The organism is Gehongia tenuis, from assembly GCF_014384795.1.
GTDB lineage: Bacteria > Bacillota > Clostridia > Christensenellales > NSJ-53 > Gehongia > Gehongia tenuis.
On record NZ_JACRSR010000003.1, the window covers coordinates 217,740 to 230,478 of the forward strand.

Genomic DNA, 12,739 nt, shown 5'->3' on the forward strand with positions numbered 1-12,739 from the left:
AGGTTTGAGGGTGAGAACACTATATATGGATTGCTACTCCGGGATCAGCGGGGATATGACCTTGGGCGCACTGCTGGACCTGGGCGCGGATCAGGCTGAGTTCTTAAAGCGGCTTTCCCAGCTGGGGCTGGAGGACGAATACCGCATCACCATCCGCAAGGATGTGAAGATGGGCATTACCGGCACCAAGGTGCGGGTGGATCTTCTGGACGGCCAGGTGAACGGCGGTGTGGACGTGGATATTGCAAAACATGATGAAGAACACCACCATGGGCATGCGCACAGCCATGAACACGAGCACGAGCATGCTCATGAGCATGGAGGCCATCATCACCATCAGCATCGCGGCCTAAGCGATATCCTGCGGATTCTTGAGAACAGCGGTCTGCCCGGACCGGTAAAGGTTCACGCTTCCGCGATCTTTCTTAGACTTGCGCACGCCGAAGCGCATGTCCATGGAACCACGCCCGAGGAGGTGCATTTCCATGAGGTGGGTGCGGTGGACGCCCTGGTGGACATTGTGGGCAGCGCTATTTTAATGGATATGCTTGGCATTGAGCGTGTGATCTCGGGACCGGTCAATGTGGGCAGCGGTACCGTGAAGTGCGCCCATGGCATCATGCCTGTTCCGGCGCCGGCCACGGCGGAGCTTCTTATCGGCGTGCCCACCTATGCCGGAGGCAGGGGTGAACGGACCACACCTACCGGCGCGGCCATCCTGACCCACTACTGTGGCAAGTTTGAATCCATGCCGGTGATGCAGGTGAAGGCCTTTGGATACGGTATCGGACACAAGGATTTTGAGGTGGCGAACTGCCTTCGGGTTGCCCTGGCGGAGGAGACAGAGGAGGTTCCCGGCCGCACGGTGGCCGTACTGGAAGCCAATTTGGACGATATGACCGGCGAAATGTTCGGCTTTTTGATGGACCGGCTGATGGAGGAGGGCGCCCTCGACGTGACCTTTCAGCAGGTCATGATGAAGAAGAACCGGCCTGGGGTACTGGTCTCGGTGGTTTGTGAGCCCGGGCAAAGGATTTATCTGACAAAAATTTTGATGGAGGAGAGCACCACTCTGGGCGTGCGTAGTTCCATATGGGAACGGGAGGTGGCTCCCCGAAGTTTCAAGGAATTGGATACGCCCTGGGGTATGGTCCGGGCCAAGCTGGCCAAGGACGGATTCACTTTGGAATACGAGGACCTTAAACGCATCGCGCAGGAGAAAAATCTGCCTTTGCCGGAAATTTACCGCAGGCTCTACGCTTATGGAGAAAAAACGCTGGGTAAAGACGAACATTCATTGTAGAAATTCATAAAAAGTTAGCAAAACCTGTTGCCAACGGCGGCGGGTTTTGTTATCATAAATCTATGTTCTACACTATATAAAAAGGGAGGCAAATTGCGGTGGAAAAATTGTTTCGACTCAAAGAAAACAACACCACGGTACGCAAAGAGATCTTGGCCGGCGTCACGATCTTCTTTGCAATGGCGTACATCATCTTCGTCAACCCCAGTATGCTTGAAGCCACGGGTATGAGTGCTTCGTCTGTCATGGTGGCGACCTGTATCGGCGCTGCCATCGGCTGTTTCCTGACGGCATTCATGGCCAACCTTCCCTTCGCACAGGCGCCTGGCATGGGCCTCAACGCGTTCTTTACGTATACGGTGTGCCTGGGTATGGGCTATACCTGGCAGCAGGCGTTGACGCTGGTGCTCATTTCCGGCGCATTGTTCTTCGTTCTGAGCGTAAGCCCCTTCCGCAAGGCTTTGATCCGTTCCATCCCCATGGTTTTGAAGAACGCGATTGGCGCCGGTATTGGACTATTTATCGCATATGTCGGTCTTAAAAACGCGGGCATCATCGCCTTTAGCGGTGCGGATGCCGCCAGCGCCACGCCCGGTCTTGGCAACATCACCGCCGGCGGACCCCTGCTTGCGGTGATCGGCCTTCTGATCACCGGCGTCTTGATGGCCTTTAAGGTGAAGGGTGCCATCTTCATTGGCATCGTTGCATCCACTATCATTGGTATTCCTCTTGGGGTTACGGTTTTCCCGGATTCTTTGACGATGACGGATATTTCGCTGGCCCCCACCTTCTTCCAGTTTGATTTCGGCGGCCTGATGAGCCAAGGTCTGCTCGCGCTGATCACGGTCATTATCTCCTTCACGGTTGTGGATATGTTTGATACGGTGGGCACGCTCATCGGCACCGCCAACCGCAACGGTATGCTGGATAAGGACGGCAACCTGCCCCGCGGTGACCGTGCGCTTATCGCTGACGCCATCGCCACCATGGCCGGCGCCTGCCTGGGCACCTCCACGGTGACCACCTTTGTGGAATCCTCCACCGGCATCAGTGAAGGCGGCCGCACGGGCCTTACTTCCGTAATCGTGGGTGTGCTGTTCCTGGTAGCCATTTTGCTGGCTCCCATCGCGGGCATCATTCCTTCCGCCGCCACCGCTCCCGCCCTCATCATCGTGGGTGTGCTGATGCTGGCTGTAGTGAAGAACATTGACTGGCACAATTTTGAGGATGCATTCCCGGCCTTCATGACCATCGCGATCATGCCTTTGGCCTACTCCATCGCCGAAGGTATCGGCTTTGGTTTCATCTCCTACACCGTGGTGAAGATGTGCCGCGGCAAGTTCAAGGAGATTCCCGTGCTGATGTATATCCTCTCAGCAATCTTTATCCTGCGGTATATTTTGATCAATGTGTAATGAATAATGGCGAGAAGCTCGGCGGTGGGACAAGCCGCCGGGCTTTTCAGCCTTAAAGGAGGAAATGATTCAATGTCCAAAATTGCTGTGGTTATGGGTTCGCAAAGTGACCTGACAACGCTGGAAGGCATGATTCGGCTGCTGAAAAAGTTTGAGCTCGATTTTGAGGTGAAGGTGCTTTCGGCCCACCGCACGCCCGATGAGGCGGCGGCCTATGCCAAGAGTGCTCGGGAGAATGGAATCGACGTGATCATTGCGGCCGCCGGCAAGGCTGCCCATCTGCCCGGCGTTCTGGCCGCCCACACCACGCTGCCCGTCATTGGTATTCCCGTCAAGGCGTCGGTACTGGACGGCATGGATGCACTTTTTTCCATCGTGCAGATGCCGACCGGAATTCCCGTTGCGACGGTGGGTATCAACGGTGCGGAGAACGCGGCGCTTTTGGCCATTGAAATGTTGGCCATCCGGGATGAAAAATTGGCGGGCAAACTGGCCGAGCATCGGGCCTCCATGAAAAAGGCCATGGTCACGGCGCAGGAGTCTGTGGACCGCCGCATCAGCGAACTGTAAGGAGGATTTCCATGATAACCTATAAGGACGCGGGCGTGGACGTCCACGCGGGATACGAAGCGGTTCGGCTCATGAAGGAGCATGTGAAAAAAACGCTGAATGACAATGTGCTCACCGATCTTGGCGGCTTTGGCGGCATCTATCGCCTGGACGGACTCGGATCGGAACCGGCGCTGGTTGCGGGCACCGACGGTGTGGGAACCAAGCTGAAGCTGGCTTTCGTGATGGATAAGCATGACACGGTGGGCATCGACTGTGTGGCCATGTGCGTGAACGATGTGGCCTGCCAGGGTGCGAGGCCGCTGTTTTTCCTCGATTATTTAGCTACGGGCAAACTGGAGCCTGCCAAGGCGGCAGACATCGTGAAGGGCGTGGCGGAAGGCTGCCGCGAAGCCCATTGTGCCCTCATCGGCGGGGAGACGGCGGAAATGCCCGGCTTCTACCCCGAAGGTGAATACGATCTTGCCGGATTTGCAGTGGGTCTAGTGGATGTGCCCCGCGCCGTCACCGGCAAAAATATCCGGGAAGGGGACGTGCTCGTCGGCATCGCATCCACGGGCGTCCATTCCAACGGTTTTTCCCTGGTGCGAAAGCTCATGATGAAGGAGGATAAGGACCTCTTTAAAAAAGTGGATGAGCTGGGCTGCACCGTAGGGGAGGCGCTGCTCACGCCCACCCGCATCTATGTGGACGCTGTGACCGCCATGATGGCTGCGGCGGAGGTGAAGGGTCTCGCCCATATCACCGGCGGCGGTTTTATTGAAAATATTCCCCGGATGATTCCGCAGGGCTTGTCGCCTCGGATCAAAAAGGGCAGCTGGGATATTCTGCCCATCTTCGATGTGCTCAAAAAGGCCGGGGATCTGACGGACGATGTGCTGTACAATACCTTCAACATGGGTATCGGTATGGTTGCCGCGGTGGCGCCCCGGGATGTGGACGGCATCTGCGAGGCGCTCAGCGAACTGAATCTCAAAAATTATATCATCGGCGATGTGGTTTGCGGTGATGGAGAAGTAATATGGGCATGAAACGAATTGCGGTGATGGTCTCCGGCGGCGGAACCAATCTGCAGACGTTGATCGATGGCTGTGAGAAAGGAGAAATCCCCGGCGAGATCGTGGGCGTCATTTCTTCAAGCCGCAGGGCCTACGCGCTGGAACGGGCGAAAAAGCACGGCATAGCGGGGGAGGCCATTCCCAAAGCGGACTTTGCGTCGATGGCGGAATGTCAGGCTGCCCGTCACGAGGCGCTGACCCGGCTGAAGCCCGATCTTATTGTGCTGGCGGGCTATCTTGGGATCGTGCCGGGGGTTACGGTGGCCCAATATCCGAACGCCATCATCAATACCCATCCCGCACTCATTCCCAGCTTCTGCGGAAAAGGGTTTTACGGCCTGAAGGTGCATCAGTCGGTACTGGATTACGGCTGCAAGGTGTCGGGATGCACCATCCACTTTGTGGATACGGGCACCGATACGGGCCCCATTATCTTCCAGGGCGTGGTGCCCGTGGCGGATGAAGACACTGCGGAAAGCCTGCAGGAGCGTGTTATGGGCGTGGAACACCGCCTGCTGCCCAGGGCAGTCAGACTGTTTTGTGAGGACCGGCTCCATGTGGAGGGCCGGAAAGTGACGGTATTACCAAAGGAGGAACATCATGGTTAAAAGAGCACTCATCAGCGTTTCGGACAAAACGGGCATTGTTGAATTGGCCGGGGAACTCTCGGGTCTTGGCATTGAAATCGTCTCCACCGGCGGAACGGCGAAGGCTTTAAAGGACGCGGGTATTCCGGTGATCGGCATCAGCGAGGTGACCGGCTTCCCCGAATGCCTGGATGGACGGGTGAAGACCCTCCATCCCGCCATTCACGGCGGCCTTCTTGCCATGCGCGGCAATCCGGAGCACATGAAGCGTATTGAGGAACTTGGCATCACGCCCATCGATCTTGTGGTCGTCAACCTCTATCCCTTTGAGGCCACCATCATGAAGGAAGGCGTGAGCTTTGCGGAGGCCATCGAAAACATTGACATTGGCGGGCCGACCATGATCCGTGCTGCGGCCAAAAATCATCAGGATGTGGCGGTGGTGGTGGACCCGGCGGACTACGAAGTGGTGCTCCAGGAGATCAAACAGACCGGCGATGTTTCCGCCAAGACCAAGCTGGATCTTTGCTACAAGGTCTTTGAGACCACGGCGGCCTATGACGCCATGATCGCCGATTATCTGAAGAAGGTGCGGGGCGACGACTCCTTCCCCGAGCGGCTCACCCTCACCTATAAGCTGGCACAGGGCATGCGCTACGGTGAGAATCCTCACCAGAAGGCAGCTTTTTATAAGGAAATCGGAAAGCTTCCCGCCTGTTTGCCTGATGCAGTGCAGCTGAATGGCAAGGAGCTTTCCTACAACAACATCAACGACACCAACGGCGCGCTGGATCTTTTGAAGGAATTCGATGGCGAGATCGCCGTGGTGGGCTGCAAGCACGCCAATCCCTGCGGCGTGGGCGTTGCGGACACGGTTTTTGAGGCCTACACCAAGGCTTATGAAGCGGATCCCGTATCCATCTTTGGCGGCATCGTGGTGACCAACACCGAGGTGGATGAACCCACGGCAAAGAAGATGGCGGAAATTTTCCTTGAAATCATCGTGGCGCCCTCCTACACCGAGGAGGCACTGGCGGTCCTCAAAAAGAAGAAGAATCTTCGGGTTTTGCAGCTCGCGTCCATAGGCGAGCGTCAGCCCGAAGGCTACGATATGAAGAAGGTCTCCGGCGGGCTTTTGGTCCAGGAGCGGGATCGGGTGCTTTTGAATGAGGACGATCTCAAGGTGGTCACCAAGACCCAGCCCACGGAAAAACAGATGGCGGACATGCTTTTCGCCATGAAGATCGTCAAGCACACCAAGTCCAACGGCATTGCCATCGCCAAGGACGGTCAGTCTCTGGGCATCGGGCCGGGTCAGGTGAACCGGATCTGGGCCACTGAATCGGCCATTGAGCGCAGCGGCGAGCGGGTCGTGGGCGCGGCGCTGGCCTCCGACGCGTTCTTCCCCTTCGATGACTGTGCCAAGGCGGCGGCCAAGGCGGGCATCACCTGCATCATCCAGCCCGGCGGATCCATCAGGGATCAGGATTCCATCGATGCCTGCGACGAGGCGGGTATCGCCATGGTCTTCACCGGCATGCGGCACTTCAAACACTGAGTTCATGCAAAAGGGCTTCGAATGAAGCCCTTTATTTCTGAGGAGGGAAAAAACATGAAGGTTTTAGTTGTGGGCTCCGGCGGCCGGGAGCACGCCATCGTATGGAAGCTGGCCCAAAGCCCTCGGGTGAATGAGATCTACTGTGCGCCGGGTAACGGCGGCATCGCTTCCTTGGCCACCTGCGTGGACGTGAAGGCCACGGATATCGAGGGCATGGTGGAGCTGGTGAAGCGGGAAAAATTTGATCTCACGGTGGTCGCACCCGACGATCCGCTGGCCCTTGGCATGGTGGACGCCATCGAGGCGGCGGGATTTCGCGCCTTTGGACCGAACAAGGCGGCAGCTCAAATTGAGGCCTCCAAGGTGTTCTCCAAAGAGCTCATGAAAAAATATCACATCCCCACGGCGGCCTACGAGGTTTTTGAGGACCCCGATGCAGCGGTGGAGTATCTGAAAAGTGCGAGCTATCCTACGGTCCTCAAGGCGGATGGCCTGGCCCTTGGCAAGGGGGTTCTCATCTGCCAGGATTATGAGGAGGCCAAGGCCGGCGTCCAAAGCCTGATGGTGGACAAGGCCTTTGGCGCGGCGGGGAACCGCATGATCGTGGAGGAGTTCATGGAAGGGCCGGAGGTTTCCGTTTTGGCCTTTGCCGACGGCAAGCATTTGGTGCCCATGGTCAGCGCCCAGGACCACAAACGGGCAATGGATGGAGATAAGGGCCCCAATACCGGCGGCATGGGTACTTTCTCCCCCACCCGCCACTATACCAGGGCATTGGCCGACGAGGCTATGGAAAAGATTTTTCTGCCCACCCTGAGAGCCATGGAGTCGGAAGGCTGCCCCTTCAAGGGCATTCTGTTCTTTGGCCTTATGCTGACAAAGGATGGTCCCAAGGTCCTGGAATACAACGCCCGGTTCGGTGATCCCGAGACCCAGGTGGTGCTGCCAAGGCTGAAAGGCGATCTCTTTGATATCTTCTGGAAGATCACGGAGGGCAGATTGGACGAGGCCGAGATCGACTGGGAGGAAAAACCCGCGGTGTGCGTGGTGATGGCTTCCGGCGGGTACCCGGTCAGCTACAAGACCGGCTATCCCATCGAAGGCCTTGAGGAGGCGATGGCGATGGAGGGTGTGATCGTCTTCCATGCCGGAACGAAGCTGGACGGCGGAAAGATTTTGACCTCCGGCGGCCGGGTCCTGGGCGTTACGGCCCGGGGCAGAACCATGGCGGACGCCATCGGGCGGGCCTATGAGGCCGCGGACCGCATCCGTTTTGAGGGCGCCTTCTGCCGCCGGGATATCGGGGCCAAGGCCTAAAAGGGAATGATTGGGCAAAAATGTTCGTTTTTTTTGAGAAGCCGCCCTCGCTCTTTTTCTATGGTTTTCGAAACAAGAAAAGGCTTTGAAAATGGACCGGGGTGGTATATAATAGTGGGGACAAGAATCGAAGGAGGAATGTGCAATGAAACTAGGTGTTCTCTCGGCCGCTTTGGCTGACATGACCATGGAAGAAATGTTCCAGTACTTCAATAAGATCGGCGTTGACGCTGTGGAGCTTGGTTCCGGCGGTTTCCCGGGCAAGGCCCACGTGAATCCTGCTGAACTGCTCAAAAACCCCAGCGACATCGATAAGATCGGTGAACTGGCCAAGAAATACAACATCCATATTGCGGCGCTGGCCTGCCACGGCAACCCGGTGCATCCCACCAAGGAAATTGCCGAGGCCTATCACCGCGACATGGAAGAGGCTATCCTGGTGGCTGAGCGCTTGGGTATCAAGCGTATCGTCGGTTTCTCCGGCTGCCCCGGCACCGATCCCGACGGCAAAATGCCCAGCTGGGTGGTCTGCGCCTGGCCGGACGACTATCCCAAGGTTCTTGAGTATCAGTGGAACGACGTGCTGATCCCCTACTGGGAGAAGATGGGCAAGTACGCCATGGATCATGGTATCGAGCAGATCGCCTTTGAAATGCATCCCGGTTTCTGTGTGTACAATCCTGAGACCTGCTTGAGACTCCGTGACGCCGTGGGCCCGATCCTGGGCGCCAACCTGGATCCCAGCCATCTGTTCTGGCAGGGCATCGATATTCTGGCGGCCATCCGCACCCTGGGCGATGCCGGCGCGCTGTATCATTTCCATGCCAAGGACACCAAGATCGACGCCATCAACTGCGCGCAGAATGGCGTACTGGATACGAAGAACCTGGCTGACGAGCGTCATCGTTCCTGGATCTTCCGGACCATCGGTTATGGCCACGACATGCAGATTTGGAGGGATATCATTTCCAACCTGCGCATGGTCGGCTATGACGATGTGATCTCCATTGAGCACGAGGATGCCCTGATGAGCCCCACCGAGGGTCTCGAAAAGGCTGTGGCCTTCATGAAACAGTGCCTGATCTACGAGGATCGCGGCGTAGCTTTCTGGGCCTAATTTACCTCAGGACCCGTGGGCAGGAAATGCGCTTGCATTTCCTGCCCTTTTTATTAGGAAGGAGAAGGCTATGGAACGGATCGCAAAGACAACCTATTATCGGGGCGGACGACTGGTGGATGGCACCGGCAGAAAAGCCGTGGAGAACGGGGTGCTGGCCGTAAGGGAGGGCAGAATTCTCTATGCGGGGACGGCAGAAGGGGCGCCGGAGCCAGCGGCGGAGGATTCAGTGGTGGATGTCAGTGGATTGACGCTTCTGCCGGGGCTCTTCAACTGCCATGCTCATCTTGATCTAAACTTGCCCTACAAGGATTACAAGGTGGATGAATTCGGGCCCGCCTACCGGGCGATGGTGTCCTATCGGCGTGCCGCGGAGGCGCTGGTGAACGGCGTGACCACGGTGCGCTGCGTAGGCATGGATGGCGGCGCCGACTATGCGGTGAAAAAGGCGGTGGAAAAGGGTATGCTGATGGGCCCCCGGGTGCTGGCGGCAGGCCCCATTATCATCGCCACCGGAGGTCACGGCAACAACGATCCTGGATCCATGGAGTGCAGCGGGGCCGCTGAATTCCGCAGAGCGGCCCGAAACGAGCTCAAGAAGGGTGCTGATCTCATTAAGATCGGCCTCAGCGGCGGCCTGGCCAGTCCCCATGAGGGGATTGCCGACAAACAAATGATGGATGACGAAATCCAGGCGGTGGTGGAGGTGGCCCACGGCGCGGGCAAGAAGGTGGCCGCCCATCTCGGCGGGGATGGCCCCATTCGAGATGCGGTGCGCCTTGGCGTGGACAGCGTGGAGCACGCTTATTTCATGGACGAGGAAACGGCGGCAATGATGGCGGAGGCGGGCACCTATCTTGTGCCCACCCTTTGTGTGTCCAGTGCCAATGAGTATCTGATGGCCCACGGCAGTCCCGCTTATCAGCTGGAGAAGCTGGCTCTGGCCCAAAAGGCCCATAAGGATTCCATCCGCAACGCGGTGAGGGCGGGTGTGACGATCTGCTGCGGCACGGACCTGCTGCCCTCCGACCCCTTTGAAGGTACCACGGCCACTATTCGTGAGGTGGAGCTTTTTACGGAAGTGGGGCTCTCGCCGTTGGAAGCGATTCAGGCAGCGACCCAAAATTCGGCAAAGCTTTGCGGTGTGCTGGAGGAAACGGGCACGCTGGAGGCGGGCAAAGCTGCCGATGTGATCGCGATTCAGGGCAGGCCGGACGAGCGTATTGAGGATCTGCGCGACATTCTTGTGGTCATCAAGGGCGGTTCGGTGATCCGTGCCCGTTTCAAGGGTCTGCGGGCTGATTTCAATCCGGCGGGGCCGGATGTGGCCCTTGCCGGCGGCACGTTTATCTCCTGGTAGTTTAAAAAGCTTTTCCTTTTGGCAAACTCAGTGTGGGGAAACCCAATATTTTGTCAGGAGGAATTAGCATGACTCATTTTAAGGAAAGAAAAATTGCCATCGACGGCATGACCTGTGATCATTGCGCCATGGCGGTGCAGCGGGCTTTGGAGGCGCTGCCCGAGGTGGAGGAGGTCCGTGTGCGGGTCAACGCCGGTGCCGCTTTTGTCAATTTGAAGGCGGAACTGGAGGATAAGGCGCTGAAGGATGCGGTGGAGGCCGAGGGCTATCAGGTCACCGGCATCACCCGGGAAGGCGGCCCCACCGTGGAGGCATGACGATGGAGTAAAGGACGGTTACAATGTTGAGGTTGAATCCACCGGATACTCAAAGGGTGAGCACACTCTTTCTTGGTATGGACGAGGTGATCATCCGCGGAGCCCTGGAGGGTGCTATGGGTGAGGTTTGGGCGGACGACACGACTCGATGGTATCGTGCCGCCCGAATTTCTCTCGGTGATTTCTGGTTTTTGGGCGGGGATCCCCGAAGCGAAGGGGCTCGGGAGTTGGTCGACGGAGCCGCGGATGGCACGGTTCTGGTATGTCAAAGTGAAGATTGGCATTTAATTGTTCGGGAAATCTATGGGGACCGCATTCGTCAGATCGAACGCTACGCTTTGGAACAAAAGAGTACCCATTTTGATGAGGATCGCCTCACCGCGATGACCCGGACCCTGCCGGAAGGCTGCCGCTTGGCGCCTTTGGACGCTCAGCTGGCAGAGGAAGCTTTGCGCCACGCATGGTGCAGGGAATGGGTGGAACAGTTCGACTCCCCCTTGGATTTTGCGAGGCGGGGCCTGGGAATGTGCGCCCTGTGCAAAGGCGAAATTGTAGCCGGCGCGGCTTCCTATGGGATTTGCAGGGGTGAAATCGAGATTCAGGTAACCACCCGCAAGGATTTCCGGAAACGGGGACTGGCCAAGGCGGTATCCGCGGCACTCATTCTTGAATGCATCCAAAAGCGCATCCGGCCCAACTGGGACGCGGCACACAGAGTATCGGCATGTTTGGCGCAGAGCCTGGGATACGGAAAAATCCTGCCTTACCCCGCCTTTGAGGTAGGGGAAAGGAAGGTGGATTAGATGGGCAAGCGCGTGGTGGTGGGTATTTCCGGCGGCGTGGATTCTTCGGTTGCAGCCCTGCTGCTTAAGGAACAGGGCTACGATGTTCTTGGCGCTTTCATGGTCAACTGGGAGGAGAACGACGAAAACGGCGTCTGCAGCGCGGTGGATGATTATGACGATGTGCGCCGGGTCTGTCAGAAGATCGGCATTCCCTACTATACGGTGAACTTCGCAAAGGAATATTGGGACCGGGTCTTTGCTTATTTTCTTGAGGAGTATCGCAGGGGGCGCACTCCCAATCCCGATGTCCTGTGCAACAAAGAGATCAAATTTAAGGCCTTTTTGGATTTTGCTATGAAGCTGGACGCCGACTATGTGGCCACCGGCCACTATGCCAGAGTTCATCAAACGCCTCAAGGCGTTGAATTGTTGAAGGGCATGGATGCCGGCAAGGATCAGACCTATTTTCTCAATCTTCTGGGTCAGAACGCCCTTTCAAAGACTCTGTTTCCCATTGGTTCCATGCAAAAGTCGGAAGTTCGGAGGATCGCTCAGGAATATGGGCTGGTGACGGCGGACAAAAAGGACAGCACGGGCATATGCTTTATTGGTGAGCGGAATTTTCGTGCATTTCTTGCCAAATACCTTCCTGCCCAGCCAGGTCCCATCTGTACGCTGAACGGGGAATGTGTCGGAAGCCACGAAGGAGCCATGTACTATACGCTGGGTCAGCGAAAAGGTCTTGGCATCGGCGGCGTGGGCAGCGGTGAGGCTTGGTTCGTCGTTGATAAGGATGTGGAGAAGAATGTGCTTTATGTCGCCCAGGGGAAGGATCATCCGAGGCTCTACAGCAATGGACTGGAGGCATCCGGCATGAACTGGATCCTAAAGGCGCCGGAACGGAATGTTTTTCGATGCTCTGCCAAAACCCGTTACCGTCAGCCCGACCAATCCTGTGAAGTGGAGGTTTTGGCGGGGAATACCGTAAAGGTTCATTTTGATCGGCCGCAGCGTGCGGTGACACCGGGACAGTCGCTGGTGCTGTATGATGGAGAAATTTGTCTCGGCGGGGGTATTATTGAGAAAAAATGGACAGAATAGAAGCGGTCCGTCAGGGGAAATTTTCCATGAATCCTGTCAAAAAATCTATTGACAATAGGGAGGTAGTTTGGTAAGATAATAAAGCCGCTTCGAGGAGCGGACGTGCCCGAAGCGAAGCGAAGGGCTGGGGAAGGACCTTGAAAACAACATAGTGTAGGGAAGACAAGGAAAAAGACGAAGTCAATTCCGGGCTATTGGAAGATAGCCAAAGAATGAGAAGGATTTAAACAGAAGAGTTTGATCCTGGCTCA

The 12,739-nt window shown here is 56.9% G+C and carries 12 protein-coding genes; all 12 read left to right on the forward strand.

Going from position 1 to position 12,739, the window contains the following annotated elements:
- The first annotated feature begins 10 nt into the window (after positions 1-10).
- The 12 genes from larC to mnmA all read left to right on the forward strand — a co-directional run bounded on the left by larC (position 11) and on the right by mnmA (position 12,488).
- The gene (gene larC, locus H8696_RS08965) at positions 11-1,303 is read left to right on the forward strand and encodes a nickel pincer cofactor biosynthesis protein LarC (RefSeq protein WP_249316850.1); all 1,293 of its coding nucleotides are present in this window, start codon (positions 11-13) and stop codon (positions 1,301-1,303) included.
- A 98-nt stretch (positions 1,304-1,401) separates the two neighbouring features.
- On the forward strand, positions 1,402-2,718 hold the full coding sequence (locus H8696_RS08970) for an NCS2 family permease (RefSeq protein WP_249316853.1): 1,317 nt from the start codon (positions 1,402-1,404) through the stop codon (positions 2,716-2,718).
- Between the two features lie 72 nt (positions 2,719-2,790).
- Entirely contained in the window at positions 2,791-3,288 is a 498-nt protein-coding gene (purE, locus tag H8696_RS08975) for a 5-(carboxyamino)imidazole ribonucleotide mutase (RefSeq protein WP_249316856.1), read from the forward strand.
- 11 nt (positions 3,289-3,299) lie between these two features.
- Positions 3,300-4,319 (forward strand): phosphoribosylformylglycinamidine cyclo-ligase, encoded by a 1,020-nt coding sequence (gene purM / locus H8696_RS08980; protein WP_249316859.1) that lies wholly within the window; start codon positions 3,300-3,302, stop codon positions 4,317-4,319.
- Positions 4,316-4,954, forward strand: coding sequence for a phosphoribosylglycinamide formyltransferase (gene purN, locus H8696_RS08985; protein ID WP_249316891.1), 639 nt, complete (start codon positions 4,316-4,318; stop codon positions 4,952-4,954). The genes purM and purN overlap by 4 nt, the downstream gene beginning before the upstream one ends.
- On the forward strand, positions 4,947-6,491 hold the full coding sequence (purH, locus tag H8696_RS08990) for a bifunctional phosphoribosylaminoimidazolecarboxamide formyltransferase/IMP cyclohydrolase (RefSeq protein WP_249316862.1): 1,545 nt from the start codon (positions 4,947-4,949) through the stop codon (positions 6,489-6,491). The genes purN and purH overlap by 8 nt, the downstream gene beginning before the upstream one ends.
- A gap of 54 nt (positions 6,492-6,545) precedes the next feature.
- Positions 6,546-7,808, forward strand: coding sequence for a phosphoribosylamine--glycine ligase (gene purD, locus H8696_RS08995; protein ID WP_249316865.1), 1,263 nt, complete (start codon positions 6,546-6,548; stop codon positions 7,806-7,808).
- 145 nt (positions 7,809-7,953) lie between these two features.
- Positions 7,954-8,925 carry a sugar phosphate isomerase/epimerase family protein gene (locus H8696_RS09000; RefSeq protein WP_249316867.1) on the forward strand — a complete coding sequence of 324 codons (972 nt, stop codon included), beginning with the start codon at positions 7,954-7,956 and terminating at the stop codon, positions 8,923-8,925.
- A 70-nt stretch (positions 8,926-8,995) separates the two neighbouring features.
- The gene (locus tag H8696_RS09005; RefSeq protein WP_249316869.1) at positions 8,996-10,285 is read left to right on the forward strand and encodes a metal-dependent hydrolase family protein; all 1,290 of its coding nucleotides are present in this window, start codon (positions 8,996-8,998) and stop codon (positions 10,283-10,285) included.
- A gap of 68 nt (positions 10,286-10,353) precedes the next feature.
- Positions 10,354-10,602: a heavy-metal-associated domain-containing protein gene (locus H8696_RS09010; protein ID WP_249316871.1), complete on the forward strand. Its 249-nt coding sequence runs from the start codon at positions 10,354-10,356 to the stop codon at positions 10,600-10,602.
- A gap of 23 nt (positions 10,603-10,625) precedes the next feature.
- Positions 10,626-11,405 carry a GNAT family N-acetyltransferase gene (locus H8696_RS09015; protein WP_249316873.1) on the forward strand — a complete coding sequence of 260 codons (780 nt, stop codon included), beginning with the start codon at positions 10,626-10,628 and terminating at the stop codon, positions 11,403-11,405.
- Entirely contained in the window at positions 11,406-12,488 is a 1,083-nt protein-coding gene (gene mnmA, locus H8696_RS09020; RefSeq protein ID WP_249316875.1) for a tRNA 2-thiouridine(34) synthase MnmA, read from the forward strand.
- Positions 12,489-12,739: the final 251 nt, after the last annotated feature.

Coding starts and splice junctions, on each gene's coding strand:
- mnmA (WP_249316875.1), top strand. CDS start 11,406: ATGGGCAAGCGCGTGGTGGTGGGTATTTCCGGCGGCGTGGATTCTTCG.
- H8696_RS09010 (WP_249316871.1), top strand. CDS start 10,354: ATGACTCATTTTAAGGAAAGAAAAATTGCCATCGACGGCATGACCTGT.
- purN (WP_249316891.1), top strand. CDS start 4,316: ATGAAACGAATTGCGGTGATGGTCTCCGGCGGCGGAACCAATCTGCAG.
- H8696_RS09015 (WP_249316873.1), top strand. CDS start 10,626: ATGTTGAGGTTGAATCCACCGGATACTCAAAGGGTGAGCACACTCTTT.
- purH (WP_249316862.1), top strand. CDS start 4,947: ATGGTTAAAAGAGCACTCATCAGCGTTTCGGACAAAACGGGCATTGTT.
- H8696_RS09000 (WP_249316867.1), top strand. CDS start 7,954: ATGAAACTAGGTGTTCTCTCGGCCGCTTTGGCTGACATGACCATGGAA.
- H8696_RS09005 (WP_249316869.1), top strand. CDS start 8,996: ATGGAACGGATCGCAAAGACAACCTATTATCGGGGCGGACGACTGGTG.
- purD (WP_249316865.1), top strand. CDS start 6,546: ATGAAGGTTTTAGTTGTGGGCTCCGGCGGCCGGGAGCACGCCATCGTA.
- purE (WP_249316856.1), top strand. CDS start 2,791: ATGTCCAAAATTGCTGTGGTTATGGGTTCGCAAAGTGACCTGACAACG.
- purM (WP_249316859.1), top strand. CDS start 3,300: ATGATAACCTATAAGGACGCGGGCGTGGACGTCCACGCGGGATACGAA.